The sequence below is a fragment of the Streptomyces sp. NPDC033845 genome, assembly GCF_055576225.1.
Genome location: NZ_JBVIRI010000008.1, coordinates 102104 through 120697, shown reverse-complemented (window position 1 = coordinate 120697; position 18594 = coordinate 102104). Strand labels below are relative to the sequence as shown.

The window sequence follows — 18594 nt, the reverse complement described above, 5'->3', positions numbered from 1 at the left end:
TCCCCGTCGCCACCACCCCATCCGCGCACGCCCCCGGTCACCAGACCCGCGGGCGGTGTCCCAAGGACCCAGATGTCCCCCCGCGCCACCACCCCGATACCGGGTGCGCCCCCGCACCCGGTCGACGAACTCCTCCCCGTCCGCCGGCTGGTCCCCGCCGCCCTCCAGCACGTCGCCGGCATGTACGCCGGCCTCACCGCCCCACCCCTGATCATCGGCGGCGCCCTCGGCCTGACCGCCGCCCAGCTCACCACCCTGCTCGCGGCCGCCCTGCTGGTGGCCGGACTGGGCACGATCGCCCAGACCTTCGACCTGTTCGGGATCGGCGCCCGGCTCCCCCTGACCAACGGCGTCTCCTTCGCGGTGGTCTCGCCCTCCCTCGCGGCCCTCGCCTCGGAAGGGCGGGCGGACGCCCTGCCCGCGATCTTCGGAGCCACCCTGGTCGCGGGCGTCGTCTGCCTGCTGCTGGCGCCCGCCTTCTGCCGGCTGGTCAGGTTCTTCCCGCCCGTGGTCAGCGGCTGCGTCATCACCCTGGTCGGGGTCTCCCTGCTGCCCGTCGCCGGTGTCTGGGCCCGCGGGGGCGACACCGCGGCCCCCGACTTCGGCTCACCGGCCAACCTGGGCCTGGCGGCGGCCACCCTCGCCATCACCCTGCTCATCCACCGCGCGTTCTCCGGCCGCTTCCTGGGCCGCGTCGCGGTCCTGCTCGGCATGCTCGCCGGAACCCTGCTCGCGGTTCCCCTCGGCCGGGTGGACCTCGACGCGCTGGGGGAGGCCCCGCTGTTCGCACTGCCCGAACCGTTCGCGTTCGGCAGCCCCCAGTTCGTGCCCGCCGTCATCGCCTCGGCGGTGGTGGTCATGGTCGTCTCCATGACGGAGTCCACCGCCTCGCTGCTGGCGCTGGGCGCGGTCACCGGCCGTCCCACCCGGGACCGCACCATCGCCGGAAGCCTGCGCGCCCAAGGCCTCGCCACCGTACTCGGCGGAGTCCTGGGATCGTTCACCATCACCTCCTACGCCCAGAACGTCGGCCTGGTCGCCCTCAGCCGCATCCGCAGCCGCTACGTGGTCACCCTGGCCGGCGCGATCCTCGTCCTCATGGGCCTCGTGCCGGTGCTGGGCTCCCTGGTCGCACTGGTGCCGCTGCCCGTCCTCGGCGGGGCGGGGCTGGTCTTCTTCGGCTCGGTGGCCGTCGCCGGAATCCGCACCCTGGGCAAGGCCTCCCTGAACACCGGCCACAACAGCCTGATCGTCTCGGTCACCCTCGCCCTCGGCCTCTTCCCCATCGCCGGCCCGGGCTTCTACGACCGGCTGCCCACCCCCGTCGCCACCGTCCTGGGCTCCGGGATCACCGCCGGATGCCTGATCGCCGTACTCCTCAACTACCTGCTGAACCACCTGGGCCGGGGCACCGAGGCTGACCCGGACCAGATCCCCGCCGAGCAGGTCGGCGCACTCACGGCACGCACAACAACCACAGCGCAGACGGGGTTCGACGCGTTCGGGGCGGCCGGCGCCCCCGCACCGGCCCCCGCTGTGCCGGGTTCCGGCGGTGGCTGGCCCGCGTACGATCCCGCCCTCACCGGCTTCCTCGAAGCGGACGCCGAACCGGGCGAACCCCCTGCCGAGCCGGGGCGGTGGTCGGGAAAGCGGCTGGTGTGACCGTATGGGCGGTGTCGTCCATCGGGGGGATGCGTGCGCTGCGGCCCCGCTCCCCGCGATCCCCGGTCCGACCCGTCACCCTTCCGCGCAGGACGCTGCACCGAACCTGCGCAATGTGGGTAATGTGCCGGACCGGACCGGGCCGGCACAGACCGTGGCGGCAAGCGTTCGGGCGGAATGCATTCGCACCCATGAAGGAGCCGGCCGTTGAGAGAAATCCTCTTCGATGGCGGAAGCGTGGCGGCCGAGGCATTCATGACGACCCACTATGCGGAGGTCACCCTCGCCGGAACTGCCGTCGAGGACGAATTCAGCATCGTGCGCCGCGTTGCTCCGGAGGTGAGTCCGGACAGTCTGGCCCTGCGCTCCGGCTTCGACTTCACCTGCGAGAGCCTCGGGCTCTTCATCGACGACAACGCCGCTCCGCCGCGGCTGAGGAATCCCGACCAGATTCGGGATTCCGAATATTGCTCACCGTGCAACGGCGCCCACAGAGCCATCGTCCATCGCTCATCGTCCAATGTTCAATTTCCTGCCCCTTTCTGCCGGACCGATTCTGCGGGGTTCAAGGCGTGTCGAAAGAACACCGGACTCGCATTTCCGGATAGACCTGTACGGCCTGCACGGCTGCCCCTCGACACCAACGGGAGGTTCGCGGTTCGCGGTTCAGGGGGCAACGGAATGCCCCGGGCAGTCATCGGCGCCCGTCCCCGCGCCCACGCCGACCCCGTGAAGAGGAACCCATGCCACGACCGTGTGTCACCAGCGATACGGACATCCTCGCCGCCGCCCGACGTGCCGTCGGGGTCCACGGCCCCGGCCGCCTCACGCTTGCCCATGTCGGTGCCGAAGCGGGGGTGTCCCCGGCGACCCTCGTGCGGCGGTTCGGGTCCAAGCGGGACCTGCTGCTGGCGGTCGCCGTGGACGCCGCCGTGGATGTGGTCGAGCCCTTCCAAAGGGCCCGGGCCGCGCACGACTCGCCCCTGGCGGCGCTGCATGCCGTCGCCGACGAGGTGGTCGGCCGGCTCGCCACCCCGGAGGAGATGGCCCACCATCTCGGGTTGCTGCAACTCGACCTGTCCGACCCGGAGTTCCGGGCCCATGCCGCCGCCCACACGCACGAGGTCGACCAGCAGCTGCGGGAGTTGCTGGTCGAGGCCGTGGCCAAGGGGGAACTCGCGCCCGGCGCCGACGTGTCGCGACTGGCCCGTGCCGTCAAGATCATGACGGACGGTTCCCTGCTGCGCTGGGCGCTCACCGGGGACGGCCGGCCCGCCACACTGCTCCACCAGGACCTCGACCATCTCCTCGGGCGGGCCCGCTGACGGCCCGTGGCGGCCACCGCCCCGGCATCGACCGAAACCCCCGTTTTCGTCCGCTTGACGATATCGGCACGGCTCGTTATCGTCGCACTGACGAAATGAAGGAAGGGGCTTCGCCATGGCCGACATCACCCGCCGCTTCGGCTGGCGTCATCTGCGCTCCGCGCCCACCGCCCACACCCGCCACCACAAGCGCGGACGGCTGGTCCACGACGGGCGGGGGCTCAGCTTCTGGTACCGCTCGCTGTCCGCGGCGCTCTCCGAAGTCCCGGTCGACGACCGTGAGTTGGCCATGGCCTTCCACGCGCGGACCGCCGACTTCCAGGACGTGACCGTGCAGGCCACGGTCACCTACCGGATCAGCGACCCGGCCAAGGCGGCGGACCGGCTCGACTTCTCCATCGACCCGGACCGCGGCAGCTGGCGGGCCGCGCCCCTGGAACAGATCGCCACCCTCCTCACCGAGACCGCGCAGCAGCACACCCTGGACGTACTGGCCCGGACCCCGCTGGCCGGCGCCCTGACGGACGGCGTCGCCTCCGTACGCGACCGGGTCAGCGCCGGACTCGCCGCCGAGCCCCGGCTCCCGGACACCGGTATCGACGTGGTGGCCGTCCGTGTGGTCGCCATCCGCCCCGAGGCCGAGGTCGAACGCGCCCTCCGCACCCCCGCCCGCGAGCAGATCCAGCAGGAAGCGGACCGGGCCACCTACGAACGCCGGGCCGTCGCCGTCGAACGCGAACGCGCCATCGCCGAGAACGAACTGGCCAGCCAGATCGAACTGGCCCGCAGGGAAGCCGAGTTGATCGACCAGCGCGGCACCAACGCCCGCCGTGAGGCCGAGGAGAAGGCGGCGGCCGACGGCGTACGCACCGAGACCGAGGCGGCCCGCAAGGTCCGCCTGGCCCGGGCCGAGGCGGAAGCGGCACGCGAGACGGGCGCGGCCCGCGCCGAGGCCCAGGCGGCATGGCTGCGGGTGCACGACGAAGCCGGCCCCGGCACCCTGCACGCCCTGGCCGTGACCCGGCTGGCCGAGAACCTGCCGCGGATCGAGAGCATCAGCGTCGCCCCCGACGTCCTCACCGGCCTCCTCGCCCGGCTCGGCCGCCCCGAGGGCGGCACGGACGCATGAGCCTCGCCCCGCGCGCCGTGCTCGTACACCGCAGGACCGAGTACGAGGAACTGCTCGCCCGGCACGGCACGCACGGGCAGGCCGCCTTCTTCCTCTCCAGCCGCGGCCGTTCCATCGACGAGGTGGTCCGCCGCCACGACGCCACCGGGCGGGCGCTGCGCGAGGTGGCCGCCGCCGTGCCCCTCACCTGGCGCAGCTCCCGGGTGGAGCGGGCGGACCTGGACCGCTTCCTGTTCGCCCCGGAGGACGTGGTGGTCGTGGTCGGCCAGGACGGCCTGGTCGCCAACACGGCCAAGTACCTGCGCGGACAGCCCGTGGTGGGCATCGACACCGACCCGGGGCGCGGCCTGGGCGTCCTGGTCCGGCACCGCTGGGCCGACACGGCCGCCCTGCTGCGCGCGGCAGCCGCCGGGGGCCGGGCGGAGGAGCTGACCATGGTCGAGGCCGTCGCCGACGACACCCAGCGCATCCTCGCGCTCAACGAGGTCTACCTGGGCTCGCCCGGCCACCAGACGGCCCGCTACCGGCTCGGAGCCGACGGCGCACAGGGCGCCGACGAGGCCCAGGCCTCCTCCGGGGTGCTGGTGAGCACCGGTACCGGCGCCACCGGCTGGCTGCGCTCCCTGTGGCGCGGGAGCGGCAGTACGGCGGGACTGCCCGCCCCCTGCGACCCGCGGCTCCTCTGGGTCGTGCGGGAGGCCTGGCCCTCCCCGACCACCGGCACCACCAGGGTGGCCGGGGAGCTGACGCCGGGACAGGGGCTCCGGCTGACCGTGGAATCGGACCGGATCGTGGTGTTCGGCGACGGAATGGAGGGCGACGCCTTGGACCTGACCTGGGGACAGAGCGTACGGGTGGGCATCGCGGACACCTCACTGCACCTGGTGACCTGAACCGGCCGCTCCGCCAGCCCGCCGGTGCGGCAGCCCGGCCGCCCGGCCACCCGGCCGTCCTCCTCGGACAGGGCTGCGCCGAGCGCCGAGTTCAGAACAGGCTCAGCGCCGCGAGGAACGCGCCGGCTGCCCCGAGGGCCGCCAGGATCAGGAGCGTCAGCACCGTGCGCAGGGTGCCGCGGCCCGTCTCGACCAGCACCGCCCGTTCCGGACTCGACGGGAGGTAGCGCAGGCCCAGCACCTCGCCCAGCGGGCGGCGCCGCGCGACCCCGATGTCCAGCCGGTACTCGCGGCCGTCGACCGCCCGGAAACCCACGATCGCGTGCTGGAGGCCCGCCCGGCCCTGGTCACCCGGAAGCACGTAGGCGTCCTCCACCCGGCCCACGGCGGTCAGACCCTGCTCGAACGTCCGGCGGCGGACCAGCCAGTGACCGTAGGTCCGTACCGCGAGCACCACGGCCAGCGACAGCGCGAACAGCCCGAAGGAACCCGCCAGCAGCCGCTCCCCGCCACCCGAGAACTCCATGCCCCCGCCCCGCTCTGCCGGCCCCATCCTGCCCCGCCCCCCGAACGGTACGGTCTCACACCGGGCCCGGCGCCCACAGGAACGACGAGCGGTCTCCCGGAGCGGCGTCCCGGAACGGCCGGGACGGGGGCGGCCGGGACGGGGGCGGCCGGTTCAGCCGTTGCGGGTCAGTGGCTGCCCGGTGAAGGCCACCCCGGCCAGGCCGTGGGCCTTGAGGTTGCGGATGTTGCCGTGGTCGGTGCCCTCCGGCGTCGCCAGCACACCGCGGTAGTACTCGCCGAACGCCAGCAGCGCCTCCTCGTCGCTCAGCCCCTCCAGCAGGGCCAGGCCGAGCGTCTTGCAGGAGCCCTCGTTCTCGCCCGCGGCGTTCTCCAGCTCCCCGTTGCGGAAGGCCTGCGGCCGGTACGCGTAGTGCGCGGAGACGAAGGCCAGGGTGTCGGCGAACGCGTGCTCACCCGAGGCGAGGCTCGCCCGCAGCGAGTCCAGGGAGCCCGACGAGTCCGGCGAGGTCTGCGAGGTCGGTGAGTCGGGGCCGGTCAGATCAGCCATTTCGGTTCTCCAGGGTTGGCCGGACGGCCCGATCGCCGCCCGTGACCGGATGACGATACCCCCGCCCGCCCGGCCGCCGGGAAGCCCGCCAGATGGCGGAACGGGTGGCGTCCGCGCAGGTCACCGGGCACGCGCGGAGGATTCCGCGGCACGCCCCCGCGGCGCGGCGGGGGCGGACGGCGGCGTTGTCAGTGCGGGGCAGCATGATGACCTTCATGACCGAAAACAGTGCCCTGCTCTCCCCTGCCGGCTACGCGGAGGCCGTGACCACCGCGGTGGCGGCCTCGGCCGCGTACTACGGCGACGGGACCACCCCGCTCGGCGACGACGAGTACGACGCGCTGCTGCGCGCCATCGCGGCCTACGAGGAGGCGCACCCCGACGAGGCGCTCGCCGAGTCGCCGACCGGGAAGGTCGCGGGCGGGGCCGTGCAGGGCGATGTGCCGCACTCGGTGCCGATGCTCTCCCTCGACAACGTCTTCGACGCGGCCGAGCTCGCCGAATGGGCCGCCGGTCTGGAACGGCGGCTAGGGCACCCGGTGACGGCCTGGTGCGTGGAGCCCAAGCTCGACGGCCTCGCCGTGGCCGCCCGGTACCAGGGCGGCCGGCTGGTCCAGGTCCTCACCCGCGGCGACGGCCTGGCCGGCGAGGACATCACCCACGCCGCCGACGCCGTCCACGGACTCCCGCCGGTGCTCAGCGAGCCGATCGACGTCGAACTGCGCGGCGAAGTGCTGCTGACCACCGAGCAGTTCGAGGAGGCCAACCGGATCCGCCTCGCCCACGAGGCCACCCCCTTCGCGCACCCGCGCAGCGGGGCCGCCGGCACCCTGCGGGCCAAGGACCGCCCGTACCGAATCGAGTTGACCTTCTTCGCCTACAGCGCGATCGGCCTGGACGACCTCGGCCACGCCGCCCTGCTGGAGCGGCTGGCCGCGCTCGGTGCGAACACCGCCGCCAGCACGGCCGCCGCCCCGATGCGGTGCGAGACCGTGGAGCAGGTGCAGGAGCGCATCGACGTGATCGCCGGCCTGCGCGCGGAACTGCCGTTCGGCATCGACGGTGTCGTGGTCAAGGCCGACACGGCCGAGGACCAGCGGCAGGCCGGCAACGGCTCGCGCGCCCCGAGATGGGCGGTGGCCCGCAAACTGGCGGCCGAGCACAAGGTGACGCGCCTGCTGGCGGTGGAGTGGAACGTCGGCCGGACCGGCATCATCGCCCCCCGCGCCGTCCTGGAACCCGTGGTCATCGACGGGGTGACGGTCACCTACGCCACCCTCCACAACCCCTCCGACATCACCCGTCGCGGACTCATGATCGGCGACCAGGTGTTCGTGTACCGGGCCGGCGACGTGATCCCCCGGGTCGAGGCACCCCTGGCCGACCAGCGCACCGGCGCCGAGTCCCCGATCGTCTTCCCCGAGGCCTGCCCGCGCTGCGGGGACGAGATCGACACCTCCGAGCAGCGCTGGCGCTGTGTGCGCGGCCGAAGCTGCCAGGCCGTCGCCTCGGTGATCTACGCGGCCGGCCGCGACCAGCTCGACATCGAAGGCCTCGGCGGGACCCGGGCGGTCCAGCTGGTGGAGGCCGGTCTGGTCAAGGACATCGCCGACCTGTTCACCCTGACCCGCGAACAGCTCCTCGGCCTGGAACGGATGGGGGAGACCAGCGCCGGCAACCTCCTGGCCGCGATCGAGACCGCCCGCGGGGCCGCGCTGAACCGGGTGTTCTGCGCCCTCGGCGTCCGCGGCACCGGGCGGACGATGTCCCGTCGGATCGCCGCCTACTTCGGCTCGATGGCCGCGATCCGGGCCGCCGACGCGGAGACCCTGGCCGGGGTCCCCGGCATCGGCACCGAGAAGGCCCGTGTGGTCGCCGCCGAACTCCTCGAACTCGCCCCGCTCCTCGACAAGCTCCAGGACCAGCGGGTCGGCACCCAGGTCAGCGAGCCGCAGCGCCCCGCCACCACCGCGCCCGCCGCCCCCGGCGACACGGACGGGGACGACGGGGGCGACGGGAGCGGGGCGGACGAGGCGAGTGAGGGCGGGGCCCCGGCGGGCGGGCCGCTGGCGGGGCAGGCCGTGGTGGTGACCGGCTCCATGACCGGCCCCCTCGCGGTGCTGTCCCGGAACGAGATGAACGAGCTGATCGAGCGGGCCGGCGGCAAGGCCTCCTCCTCGGTGTCCAAGCGGACCACCCTCGTGGTGGCGGGCGAGAAGGCCGGCTCCAAGCGGGCCAAGGCCGAGGAACTCGGCATCCGCGTCATCGCCCCCGAGGAGTTCGCCACCCTGGTCGCCGACCTCCTCACCACCGACTAGCAGACCACCGACCAGCCGGCCACCGGCGGGCCGTCAGCCCGGATCCACCAGCGGGCGAGCCGTCGCCCGCCGGTGGGGTGTCCGGCCAGGCGACGCTTTCCCGGCCGTCGCGGACGAGGAACTCGCCGGTCTCGGCGGCCCCGGACTCCGTACGGCGCAGGGTGAGGGCCACCGCCCCGGATCCGCCGGCTCCTTGAGGCGGCCGATCTGCCCGAGGACGTCCTCGCCCGCGCAGTACGGCGGTCTTGCCCCAGGCCGCGTCGGCGTCCGAGAGCGAGTTGCTGAAAGGCCGCCGGGGTGCCGGTCAGGCGCTCTTGCCCATGAGTTCGACGAGTCCGGAGAAGCTCTCCGTGGCGCCGCCCGCCTCCATGCCGCGCCGGAACAGGGCGGTGACGGCGGCGGGCAGCACGGTGTCGACCCCGGCGTCGGCGTGGGTGTGCAGGACGTGTTCGACGCCGGCCGTTCCCATGGCCAGCCGGTCGACGTCGCCGGCATGGTCGCCGCCGTCGATCCGGCCCGTGTAGAACGCGAAGAAGCCGGGGAGGGAGTTGGCGGTGTCGACGGCGTGTCCGAGGATGTCGGAGGCGGTCAGCCCGTTCGCCCGGGCCAGGGCGATCGCCTGCCAGTAGCTCAGCATGGAGGTCCAGAACATCGTCATGCCGATCTGGTAGAGCAGTGCGGCGAGCCCCGGGTCCTCGCCGCGGTAGTCGGTGGTCCCGGTGATCGCTTCGAGGACCTCCCGGTGGCGCTCGAAGGCCTCCCGGGGGCCGCTGTAGAAGGTGGCGGACTCGGGTCGGCCGATGCCCGAGGGCGGGACGGTGACCCCGCCGGTGAGCTGTACGGCGCCCCGGTCGGTCGCCCAGCGGGCGGCCTTGCGGGCCTCTTCGGGGGTGTCGGAGCTGAGGTTGACCAGCACCCGGCCGGCGAGCCGGGTCTCGGCGGGGCCGAGCAGCTCGTACATCGCGGTGTAGTCGGTGAGGCTCAGGACCACCAGTTCGCTGGCGGCGAGGGCGTCCCCGACGCTCGGCGCGAGCCGTGCGCCCCGGGCCACCAGTTCGTCCGCCCGGGAGGCGGTGCGGTTCCAGACGGTGACCTCGTGACCGCGGTCCAGCAGGGCGTCGGCCATGGCCCGCCCCATCGGACCCAGCCCGATGACGGTGACGGAGTTCCGGGTGCTGCGCGGGTTGCTGGTGCTGCTCATGGTGGGTCCCCCAGGAAGTCGGACTAGAACGAGCGCTCTATCCAGCGCCTGGGGGAAACGTAGCACAGCTCTAGAACGATCGCTCTAGTCCCTCTCGGGAGAACGGCTGCTCGTCCGGTCGGCAGACGGTTCCGGCCGGTGGCAGGGCGCCGTCGACGAAGTACCGGCTCTCGTAGGACTTCACACAGCTGCTCGCGTTGTTGAACAGCGCGGTGTGGCCGTACCCGTCGTTGGTGAGCAGCCGGGCGTCGCCCAGTTCCCGGGCCATCGCCTGGGAGCCCGTGTACGAGGTGGAGGGGTCGTACCGGGTGCCGACCACGAGCACCGGGTGCGCGGTGGGCTTGTCCCACGGCCCGTCGTACTCGTCGGCCCCGCGCGCCGGCCAGGTGGCACACGGTTCGCCTGACCAGGTCCAGAACCGGCCGACGTCACCGGCCCGCGCGACGCTCTCCTCCTCCAGACGCGGATAGACGCCGGGATCGCGGGGGTTGGGGCTGTCCCCGCACCACACCGCCATCGCCTGCTCGTCGCCCAGGTACGGATTCGGCTCGGCCACGGGCGGGGGCGGCGGATACACGGGCGGCTTCGGGGCTCGGCCCTGCCACAGCTCCTGGAGCCGCCCGGCGAGGTCCGTCCAGCCCGGGTCGACGATGTAGAGGGCGGTCACGGTGTCGGCGACCGTCCGGGCGTACGTCCACGAGTCCACCGGCCGCTCCCGCAGCCGCCGCATCAGCTCGTCGAACTTGGCGCGGGTCGCCTCCGCGCTGCCCGCCGAGAACGCGCAGCGGTCCGTACCGGCGGCTCCGCACAGGCTGAGGAACCGGTCCAGGGTGGCCGCGGCCGTGCGGTCGGAGCCCATCCGCAGGAAGGTGGGCGCGGTGGCGTCCGGCCGGTTGTCGTCGGTCCAGGCGGACGGCGCGATATTGCTGTCCAGCACCATGGCGCGGACCTTGTCGGGGAACAGGTTGGCGTAGGTGGCGCCGAGGATCGTTCCGTAGGACACCCCGAAGTAGTTCAGCCGGGTCTCGCCCACGGCCTGCCGCAGCAGGTCGAGGTCCCGGGCGGTGTCGGCGGTCGACACATGGCGCAGGAGCTCGGGGTCGCGCTGCTGACAGCGCCGGCCCAGATCCTCGTACGCCTTGTTCCAGGCGGCGCGCTCCTTCTCCCCGACGGGGAACCCCACCGGTTTGGACGCGCCCCAGGCCTCGGCGGCGGCCGTGCTGTCGAAGCAGTTCACCGCCGTGCTGCTGCCGATCCCGCGCGGGTCCCAGCTGACCACGTCGAACCGCTCCCGCACCTCCGAGGGGAGGGTCTCGTAGTTCTGCGGGACCTGTACCGTCCCCGGGCCGCCGGGCCCGCCCGGATTCACGAAGAGGGTGCCGATCCGCTGCGCCCCGTCGGCCGCCTTCCTGCGGACCAGTGCCAGCTCGATGCTCCGGCCGGCGGGCGAGGCGTAGTCCAGGGGCACCCGGGCGGTGGCGCAGTCGTACGGGCTGCCGGAGGCGCACGGACTCCAGTCCAGCCGCGGTACGGCGGGCGAGGGCGCGGGTGACGGGGTGTCCCGGGCCGCGGCGGGCCCGGGGGAGCCGAGCGCGGCCGTACAGAGCGCGGCGGCGAGCAGACCCGCCGCACGGCGGCGGCGGAGACCCCCCGGTCCGGACGGATGCATGGCCCGCCTCCTCCGTTGAGGGTGGGGGTGCCCCTCATACCACCCAACCGCGCCCGCCCCTTTCCCGCGACCGGAACCCCGAGCGCGCCGGGCCCATGCCGTGCACGCTGTCGAACGCCGACACGCTGCTGACCTGCCTCGCCCCGGTCGGCAACGAACCCGTCTTCCCGGCGAACACCCGCACCAGGCTGTCGGTGAACCTGACGGTGGACCCCGGCGCCCCGGACGGGGTGACGCTGGAGAACGGCGAGTGGGCGATCGGCACCGGCTACCCGGACGCTCCCGTGGCGTTCGCCGTCGCCACGCCGGTGCCGGGCCCGCCCGGCACCGACGGCGCGCCCGGTCCGCCCGGCCTCAACGGCACACCCGGTACGCCGGGCAGGGACGGGCTCCCCGGTGCCCCCGGCCCGGCCGGCCCCATCGGCGAGACCGGAGCCCCCGGCCAGCAGGGCGTCCCCGGGCACCATGATCGCCGTCCAGCGCAAGCAGAACGGCGAGAAGGTCGGCGACAACAAGCTCTGGTACCGGCTCCCCGACAACCGCGGCCGGGTGCCGGCCAGGTACGTCGTGGACAAGTCGCCCATCGCGCACTGCTCCTGACCTGACCTGATCCGCCGTGCACCGGGACGCCGTCTGGCGGCTGCCCAGCACGGTCTGCCGCATCACCGACCTGCTCGGTGCCCGGGCCTCCGAAGCGCTCCTGGACCGTGCCGTCGCGACCGCCGTCGGCACCATGACCGCCTCCACCATCCGGGACGGAGACGTGGTCCCCACCTTCCGCCGGTCCCGCTCGGACGGTGCCTTCGCCGCACCCGAACTGATCGCCGCCATCAACGAGGTCCCGCCGTGGATGGAGCAGGCCCTCGACGTGTCCTGCCCCGACAGCGAGTACTCCTACGGGCTCAACGTGCACAACGACGGCGACTTCTACCGCGCCCACCAGGACGTGGGCGAAACGGAGTTCGCCTCCCGGCGTCTGCTCACCTTCGTGTACTACCTGCACCGCACGCCGCGTCCCTTCGAGGGCGGCGCGCTGCGCGTGTACGACGGGGCGACCTCCCTGCACCCCGACGGTCGGGCCCTTGCCTGGGAGGACCGGGCCCCGCCGCGCCACGTGAACGTAAGCCGCGCCAGGTGACCGTACGCCGCGCCCTGCGCCGCGATTCGCGCGAATCCTTTCGCGGCGGTCGCGCCTCTCATCTCTGTGCGGACAACAATGTCGGCACAGGAACCGGAGGTTGTCGTGATCATAGGTGCCGTCATCGTCGCGGCCGTGCTCGTCTGCACGTGCGTACTCGTCGTGCGACGTCGTCAGGGGCGCTCCCGTGGCTGAGTTCACATGGCCCGGTGACCAGTTGATCGCCGCGGCGCAGGAAGGTGACGTCGAGGCGGCGGCCGCCCTGGTGTCCGGCTCGCACCCGCACGTGCAGCGGTTCGCCCGCTCCCTGTGCGCCTCGCCCCAGGACGCCGAGGACGCCGCCCAGGAAGCGCTGATCATCCTCTACCGCAAGATCGGGATGCTGCGGGCCTCCGGTGCGCTGGCCTCGTGGATGTTCCGCATCGTGCGCAACGAATGCCTGCGGCGCGCCCGGCTGACGCTCCGCGGCCACGAACCGGTCCCGGACGGGGTCGTGCCGTCCTCCGAGGACGAGGTGTTGCAGCGGCTGGAGGCGGCCCGGGTCGCGGCGGTGATCGCGGGCCTGCCCGCCGACCAGCGGCGCGTACTGATCATGCGGGACATCCAGGGCTACAGCGGGCGGATGGTCTCGGACGCGCTCGGCCTCAGCGGCGCCGCGATGAAGTCCCGGCTGCACCGCGCCCGTACGACGGTCCGCCGGGAACTCCGGGAGGGGCAGGTCCCCGACCTGCTGCCGGAGGCCGACCGTGGATGACCGGCGGAGCTTCGCCAGCTCGTCCCTGCCCCGCCATCTGGCCCGCGGGGCCCTGGGGTTCGGCTCCCTGGCCGGGGCGGTCCTCCTCCTCTCCGCGGCCGGGCCGGGCGCCCTCCTGCTCGCACCGGTCGGCCTGCTCGCCCTCCGCGGATGCCCCATGTGCTGGACGATCGGGCTGCTGCAGACCGTCTCCCGGGGCAGACTGCGGCGCTCGTGCCAGGACGGCCGCTGCGAACTGACCGTCGCCGGAAAGACCACCGCCCACCTGTCCGGCCCCGGAGCCGGCTCCGGGTAGCGCCCGAGCCGGTTCCCGGCCGGGGCCGGGGCGGTGCTGTCAGAAGGGCGGGCTATTCTTCCGGGCACCGCAAACCGACCGTGAGGACCACCAGAAGTGACCGGCCTGTCCGCCTTCCCGCTGCCGTTCCAGTCATCCCGTGTATCGGCGTTCGCCACGCCCAGGACGCTCCGGGAACTGCAGATGATGCAGTGCAGCGCCCACCTGCGCGCCAAGCCCGCCTGGTTCGAGAAGATGAACGACGCGGAGATCGTCGCCCGGTGGACCCGGGAGGCGGTGGCACAGGGCCTCACCGAGGCACAAGTGGCCTATGTAGTGGCCGAGTTGGCGCACTATGCCGCGCTGCGTGACGAGCACACCGGGATAGAGGTGTCCGCGGTGGACGGGGTGTGGCATTCGGACGCCCTCGTCGACGAGGAGCTCACCACCCGGCTGCGCGAGGCGGTCCGGGTGCTGGAGGAGGTCCCGGAAGCCGAGCGGGACTGGCATCCCGGATCCGACGGCCAGGTCCTGGACCTCGTGCACCCCTCGCTGTTCTGCCTGGTGCGGGGGGTGAGCGGGGAACCCGAGCGGGCCTGGCAGAACACGGCGCACCGCTACTCCCGGTACGAGTTCTCGGAGCGGTTCCAGTGGCTGCCCGCGGACGTCGAGGTCGGTGACGACGGGGCCGCCGCCTTCCGCTCGTACGTCAACAACGTCCACCCCGTGGAGCACCGCGCCCTGGCCGAGGTGCTGCCGGAGCTGTTCGCGCGCCTGCGCCCGCTGTTCGAGAACGTGCTCACCGATCTGCGGCATCCGCGCCCGCCGCGGATCGAGGCCGACCCCTACGGCTGGTACGACTCGGAGCCGGAGTACCCGAGCCGGGCCGCCTTCGGCGACGACGGGGCCTTCCAGGAGGCCCGCGCCGCCTGGGGGGAGGCCCACGAGGCCTGGTGGGAGAACCGCAGCCCGGTCCTCCCGGACGCCCCGGTCTTCACCCCGCCGGCCCCGCCCGAGGACTCCGCCCGCGTCGACCTGCGCGGCCGGGGGCTCCAGGTCATCGTCAAGCTCGCCACCGTCCATCTGACCCCGGAGGAGCCCGAGTACGCCGGGGGCTCCTGGCATGTCGAGGGCATGCTGAACGAGCGGATCGTCTCGACCGGCATCTACTACTGGGACAGCGAGAACATCACCGAGAGCCGGCTGGGCTTCCGGGCCGCGCTCGACGACCCGAACTACGAGCAGAACGACGACGCCGGGATGCGTGAGGTCTACGGCCTGGAGGACGAGGACGCGCTGAACCAGCAGCTGGGCGCCGTACCGACCCCGGCCGGACGCTGCCTGGCGTTCCCCAACGTCCTCCAGCACCGGGTGGACGCCTTCCGCCTCGCCGACCCGACCCGCCCGGGACACCGCAAGATCCTCGCGTTCTTCCTGGTCGACCCGTCGGAGCGGATCGTGTCCACCGCCGACGTCCCGCCGCAGCAGCCCTGGTCGGATACCTCGACCATGACGCTGGAGGAGGCGAAGACGTACCGGGAGGAGCTCATGAAGGAGCGGAAGTTCTTCGTCGACGAGCACAACGAACAGGTCTACGAGCGGGAGTTCTCCCTCTGCGAGCACTGACCCGGGGGCGACCGCCGCAGGAACGCGGCGGCCGCCGTCAGAGGTAGTCGGCGGTCCTGCGCACCTCGCCGAAGCGGGGGAAGGTGCGCCCGACGGCGAACTCGTGCTCGTCGGCGGCCAGGCCGGACATCGCGTCGGCGACGAACTCCACCTCGTAGCCGTGGTCGGAGGCCGCCCGGGCCGTCGATTCGACACCCATGGTGGTGACCAGGCCGGCCATGACCACGGTGTCCGCGCCGAGGGCGCGCAGCCGCTCGTCCAGGCCGGTGCCGTGGAAGGCTCCCACGGTGCGCTTGACCACGAGGACGTCGCCGTCCCTGACCAGGCCCTCGGCGAAGCCGCTGCCGGGCGGCTGCCGGTCCACGCCCGGACGGTCCACCCGGACCAGCACCACCGGCCGGCCGCTCTCCCGGAACGAGTCGGCCAACTCCCGGCAGCGCGAGAGCACTTCGTCTCCGGAATACGGTGCGAGCGGGAGGGCGATGATGCGCGGCATCAGGTCGACGAGGATCAAGGCGGTGGTCATGGCCGTGATCGTAAGCCCCGCCGCCGCCCCCGCCCTCGTCGGGTTCGGTCCTCCTCGGCGGCATCCCCCCGGGGGGGCGTCAGAAGGTGACCGGGTCGCGGACGATCGGGCAGGTCATGCAGTGGCCGCCGCCGCGGCCCCGTCCGAGCTCGGCTCCCACGATGGTGATGACCTCGACCCCCGCCTTGCGGAGCAGGGTGTTGGTCGTGGTGTTCCGGTCGTAGGTGAAGACCACCCCCGGTTCGAGGGCGACGGCGTTGTTGCCGCTGTCCCACTGCTGGCGCTCCGAGGCGTACACGTCCCCGCCGGTTTCGATCACCCTCAGCCGGGGCAGGCCGAGGCCTTTGGCGACCACGTCGACGAAGGGCCGGGAGCCCTCGTCCGTGAGGTGCAGACCGGTCGGCGCGTCCCCCGGGCGCAGCGAGAAGGTGTGCACCGCGTCCATGATCGTCGGGTAGAGGGTGACGATGTCCCGGTCGGCGAAGGTGAAGACGGTGTCCAGGTGCATGGCCGAACGGAGCTTCGGCATGCCGGCCACGATCACGTGTTCGGCCGCGCCGTTGCGGAACAGGGAGGCGGCGACCTGGGTGATGGCCTGCCGGGAGGTGCGCTCGCTCATCCCCATCAGGACGACCCCGTTGCCGACCGGCATGATGTCGCCGCCCTCGAAGGTGGCCTGCCCCCAGGACTGCTCGGGGTCCCCCCACCAGACGGTGGCGGCCCGGTAGTCGGGGTGGAAGGTGTAGACGGCCTTCATCAGCAGGGTCTCGTCGTGCCGGGCGGGCCAGTACAGCGGGTTGAGGGTGACCCCGCCGTACAGCCAGCAGGTGGTGTCCCGGGTGTAGAGGGTGTTGGGGAGGGGCGGCATCAGGTACTCGCGCGCCCCGGTTCCCTCCCGGGCCAGCGCCACGTACGCGGGCCGGTACTCGTCGGGCAGGTCGGCGGTGGACAGCCCCCCGATCAGGTATTCGGCGAGCTCGCGGGGGGCGAGGGACTCCAGGAAGGCCCGGGTGCCGTCGAGGAGGCCGAGTCCCACCTCATTGGCGGTGATCTTGCGGTCGAGGAGCCAGTCGCGGGCCTCGGTGATGGCCATCGTCTCGGCCAGCAGGGCGTGCAGCTCGACGACCTCCACCCCGCGCCGGGTCAGCTTGTTGACGAAGTCGGCGTGGTCGCGCTGGGCGTTCTCCACCCACATGACGTCGTCGAAGAGCAGGTCGTCGGCGTTGGTCGGAGTGAGCCTCCGGTGTGCGAGTCCGGGGGCGCAGACCAGGACCTTGCGCAGCCTGCCGACCTCGGAGTGCACGCCGAAGGCCGGGGGAGCGGTGCTTTCGGCGCCGGCGGCACCCGCGGTGCCGTCGCTGCCGTAGGTTCCGTCGGTGCTCAACTCGTTGCGCCTTTCGGTCGGGTGGGGCGGAGGGACGCGCTCATTCGGGTGCGGGTGCGGGTGCGGGTGGTGGGTGCGGATGGTCGGTGCGGGGTCAGAGCTCGATCCAGCCCATGGCCAGGGCGATGACCCCGACGACGGCACCCGCCACCGAGACCGCGCAGATCACGGCCTCGCGGGCGGAGAACACCGTGCGCCCCTGCTCGCGCCGGGCCTTCGCGAACAGGAACGTGGCCGGTGCGTAGAGGAGGAAGGACACCAGGACGAACTTGAGGCCGGCGGCGAACAGCAGGAACGCCGTGTACAGGGTGGCGAGGACGGCGACCACCAGTTCCCGTCGGGTGCTCCGGCCGGCGGTCCGGGTGTCGTCCCGGCCACCCGCGATCTTCACGGCGAAGCCGGCGGCGAGCAGGAAGGGGATCAGGCTCAGTGCGCTGGTCAGGTCGAGGGCGAAGGTGAAGGCGTCGTCGGAGAACATCGTCACGACCAGGATCACCTGGCTGAGGGAGGTGCTCATCAGGAGCGCGTTGGCCGGTACGTCCGCGGGGGTGGCGCGCCCCAGGAAGCGCGGCATGTCGTTGTCCTTGGCGGCGACGAACAGCACCTCGGCGGCCATCAGCGTCCAGGCGAGGTAGGCGCCGAGGACGGAGACGATGAGGCCGACGCTGACGAAGACCTGCCCCCAGGTGCCGACCGCGTGCTGGAGCACACCGGCCATCGACGGCTGGCGGAGCTCCGCGATCTCGGCCATCGGCATGATGCCGTACGACACGATGGTGACGGAGGCGAAGACGGCGAAGACGCTGAGGAAGCCGAGGATCGTGGCCCGGCCGACGTCCTCGCGGCGCTTGGCGTGGCGGGAGTAGACGCTCGCCCCCTCCACCCCGAGGAAGACGAAGACGGTGGCCAGCATCGTGCCGCGGACCTGGTTGAACAGCGAGCCGGCATAGTCGGCGCCGCCCCAGTTGGCCGCGAAGACCTCCGCGTCGAGGGCGAACAGGGCGATCAGGACGAACACCAGGATGGGGACGACCTTCGCGACCGTCACGATCCGGTTGATCGCCGCGGCCTCCCGCACGCCCCGCCGGATCAGCAGGAAGAACCCCCACAGCCCGACCGAGGACAGCACCACGGCCAGCAGGGTGTCGCCGTCGCCGAGCGCGGGCCAGACCGCGCCGACGGTCGACATGATGAGCACCCAGTAGGTGACGTTGCCGACGCAGGCGCTCGCCCAGTAGCCGAAGGCGGAGAAGAACCCGAGGTACTCGCCGAAGCCGGCCTTGGCGTAGGCGTACACACCGGCGTCCAGGTCCGGCCGGCGGACCGCCAGGGCCTGGAACACGAAGGCCAGCATCAGCATGCCGGTGCCGGCGATCGCCCAGGCGATCAGGGCGCCCGCGACACCGGTCTCCTGGGCGAAGCGGCGGGGCAGCGAGAACACCCCCGCGCCCACCATGGAGCCGACCACCATCGCGGTCAGCGTCACCAGCGTCAGCTTGACGGCCGGCGGGCCCGAGGCCGGCTTGGCCGCCGCGTTGGCTTCAACGTCGCTCATGGCTTCCCTCGTCCAGGCCCGGTGGTCAGAACGGAATGTATCCATAATTTGGGGCATTCGCCGCA

General features: G+C 72.8%; 17 protein-coding genes. 10 read left to right on the top strand and 7 right to left on the bottom strand.

What is annotated here, in order from left to right; genetic code table 11:
* The first annotated feature begins 72 nt into the window (after nt 1–72).
* The 4 genes from ACZ50K_RS19110 (at nt 73) to ACZ50K_RS19095 (ending at nt 5009) form a co-directional block, all read left to right on the top strand.
* The gene (locus ACZ50K_RS19110) at nt 73–1662 is read left to right on the top strand and encodes a nucleobase:cation symporter-2 family protein (protein WP_468904262.1); all 1590 of its coding nucleotides are present in this window, start codon (nt 73–75) and stop codon (nt 1660–1662) included.
* A gap of 743 nt (nt 1663–2405) precedes the next feature.
* Nucleotides 2406–2987: a TetR/AcrR family transcriptional regulator gene (locus tag ACZ50K_RS19105; protein WP_468904260.1), complete on the top strand. Its 582-nt coding sequence runs from the start codon at nt 2406–2408 to the stop codon at nt 2985–2987.
* Nucleotides 2988–3102: 115 nt separating this feature from the next.
* Nucleotides 3103–4116: an SPFH domain-containing protein gene (locus ACZ50K_RS19100; RefSeq protein WP_468904258.1), complete on the top strand. Its 1014-nt coding sequence runs from the start codon at nt 3103–3105 to the stop codon at nt 4114–4116.
* Nucleotides 4113–5009 carry a hypothetical protein gene (locus ACZ50K_RS19095; RefSeq protein ID WP_468904256.1) on the top strand — a complete coding sequence of 299 codons (897 nt, stop codon included), beginning with the start codon at nt 4113–4115 and terminating at the stop codon, nt 5007–5009. The genes ACZ50K_RS19100 and ACZ50K_RS19095 overlap by 4 nt, the downstream gene beginning before the upstream one ends.
* A gap of 91 nt (nt 5010–5100) precedes the next feature.
* Here ACZ50K_RS19095 and ACZ50K_RS19090 read toward each other — a convergent pair whose 3' ends face one another.
* Nucleotides 5101–5535 (bottom strand): DUF3592 domain-containing protein, encoded by a 435-nt coding sequence (locus ACZ50K_RS19090; RefSeq protein ID WP_468904255.1) that lies wholly within the window; start codon nt 5533–5535, stop codon nt 5101–5103.
* Between the two features lie 153 nt (nt 5536–5688).
* A complete protein-coding gene (locus ACZ50K_RS19085; RefSeq protein WP_468904253.1) occupies nt 5689–6084 on the bottom strand; it encodes a HopJ type III effector protein in 396 nt (131 codons plus the stop codon).
* A 206-nt stretch (nt 6085–6290) separates the two neighbouring features.
* On the opposite strand from ACZ50K_RS19085, the gene ligA reads away from it, so the two are divergent.
* Nucleotides 6291–8402, top strand: coding sequence for an NAD-dependent DNA ligase LigA (ligA, locus tag ACZ50K_RS19080; RefSeq protein WP_468904717.1), 2112 nt, complete (start codon nt 6291–6293; stop codon nt 8400–8402).
* 304 nt (nt 8403–8706) lie between these two features.
* Here ligA and ACZ50K_RS19075 read toward each other — a convergent pair whose 3' ends face one another.
* Both ACZ50K_RS19075 and ACZ50K_RS19070 read right to left on the bottom strand, forming a co-directional pair.
* Entirely contained in the window at nt 8707–9603 is an 897-nt protein-coding gene (locus ACZ50K_RS19075) for an NAD(P)-dependent oxidoreductase (RefSeq protein WP_468904250.1), read from the bottom strand.
* A gap of 70 nt (nt 9604–9673) precedes the next feature.
* Nucleotides 9674–11272: an alpha/beta hydrolase gene (locus ACZ50K_RS19070; protein ID WP_468904248.1), complete on the bottom strand. Its 1599-nt coding sequence runs from the start codon at nt 11270–11272 to the stop codon at nt 9674–9676.
* A gap of 465 nt (nt 11273–11737) precedes the next feature.
* On the opposite strand from ACZ50K_RS19070, the gene ACZ50K_RS19065 reads away from it, so the two are divergent.
* The 5 genes from ACZ50K_RS19065 to ACZ50K_RS19045 all read left to right on the top strand — a co-directional run bounded on the left by ACZ50K_RS19065 (nt 11738) and on the right by ACZ50K_RS19045 (nt 15064).
* The gene (locus ACZ50K_RS19065) at nt 11738–11872 is read left to right on the top strand and encodes a hypothetical protein (protein WP_468904246.1); all 135 of its coding nucleotides are present in this window, start codon (nt 11738–11740) and stop codon (nt 11870–11872) included.
* A 16-nt stretch (nt 11873–11888) separates the two neighbouring features.
* On the top strand, nt 11889–12410 hold the full coding sequence (locus tag ACZ50K_RS19060; RefSeq protein WP_468904243.1) for a 2OG-Fe(II) oxygenase family protein: 522 nt from the start codon (nt 11889–11891) through the stop codon (nt 12408–12410).
* Nucleotides 12411–12597: 187 nt separating this feature from the next.
* Nucleotides 12598–13164 carry an RNA polymerase sigma factor gene (locus ACZ50K_RS19055; RefSeq protein WP_468904241.1) on the top strand — a complete coding sequence of 189 codons (567 nt, stop codon included), beginning with the start codon at nt 12598–12600 and terminating at the stop codon, nt 13162–13164.
* Nucleotides 13157–13459 (top strand): hypothetical protein, encoded by a 303-nt coding sequence (locus tag ACZ50K_RS19050; protein WP_468904239.1) that lies wholly within the window; start codon nt 13157–13159, stop codon nt 13457–13459. The genes ACZ50K_RS19055 and ACZ50K_RS19050 overlap by 8 nt, the downstream gene beginning before the upstream one ends.
* 96 nt (nt 13460–13555) lie before the next feature.
* Complete coding sequence (locus ACZ50K_RS19045) at nt 13556–15064, top strand: DUF4246 domain-containing protein (RefSeq protein ID WP_468904237.1); 1509 nt, start codon at nt 13556–13558, stop codon at nt 15062–15064.
* Nucleotides 15065–15101: 37 nt separating this feature from the next.
* Here the strand turns inward: ACZ50K_RS19045 and ACZ50K_RS19040 are convergent, their stop codons facing one another.
* The 3 genes from ACZ50K_RS19040 to ACZ50K_RS19030 all read right to left on the bottom strand — a co-directional run bounded on the left by ACZ50K_RS19040 (nt 15102) and on the right by ACZ50K_RS19030 (nt 18529).
* On the bottom strand, nt 15102–15590 hold the full coding sequence (locus tag ACZ50K_RS19040) for an isochorismatase family protein (RefSeq protein ID WP_468904235.1): 489 nt from the start codon (nt 15588–15590) through the stop codon (nt 15102–15104).
* A gap of 79 nt (nt 15591–15669) precedes the next feature.
* Entirely contained in the window at nt 15670–16893 is a 1224-nt protein-coding gene (locus ACZ50K_RS19035) for an arginine deiminase (RefSeq protein ID WP_468904715.1), read from the bottom strand.
* Nucleotides 16894–17068: 175 nt separating this feature from the next.
* Complete coding sequence (locus ACZ50K_RS19030; RefSeq protein WP_468904233.1) at nt 17069–18529, bottom strand: basic amino acid/polyamine antiporter; 1461 nt, start codon at nt 18527–18529, stop codon at nt 17069–17071.
* Nucleotides 18530–18594: the final 65 nt, after the last annotated feature.